Source organism: Sphingomonas lacusdianchii (genome assembly GCF_022664395.1).
In the GTDB taxonomy this organism is placed as follows: Bacteria; Pseudomonadota; Alphaproteobacteria; order Sphingomonadales; family Sphingomonadaceae; genus Sphingomonas; species Sphingomonas lacusdianchii.
The window spans coordinates 1-535 of sequence record NZ_JAKRET010000088.1; the positions used below are offsets into that span (position 1 = coordinate 1).

The following is a 535-nucleotide window of genomic DNA, read 5'->3' on the forward strand; positions in this document are numbered from 1 at the left end:
GTTCGCGAACAGGCGGAAAATGCGCTGCGCCAGGCTCAAAAAATGGAAGCGGTCGGGCAGCTGACGGGCGGGGTTGCGCACGACTTCAACAATCTACTGACGATCATCAAATCGTCGGTCGAGTTGCTGTCTCGCCCGAATGTCACTGAAGAGCGCCGTAAGCGCTATACCGACGCTATATCCGAGACCGCTGACCGTGCCGCCAAGCTCACCGCGCAGCTTCTCGCCTTCGCGCGTCGCCAGCCGCTGAAGGCCGAGCATTTCGATCTTGCCGGACAGTTGCTGTCGTCGTTGCCGATCCTGCGCACCACTACTGGCTCGCGGATCAACGTCCTCACCGACGCCATCGAGACGGGTGGCGAGGTCGAGGTCGATCGTAATCAGTTCGACACCGCCATCCTCAACATGATCGTCAACGCTCGCGACGCCATGCCGGAGGGGGGCGAGATCACGATTGCGACCGGCACGTCCGATCGCATCCCCGCGGTGCGTAACCATGCCGAAGCGCCGGGCGACTATGTCACCGTGACGATTG

1 protein-coding gene is annotated in these 535 nt (G+C 61.9%); it reads left to right on the top strand.

Features of this window, described 5'->3' with window-relative positions; genetic code table 11:
- On the top strand, nt 1-535 hold a 535-nt coding region (locus MF607_RS22615), incomplete at both ends, for a histidine kinase dimerization/phospho-acceptor domain-containing protein (protein ID WP_277926062.1).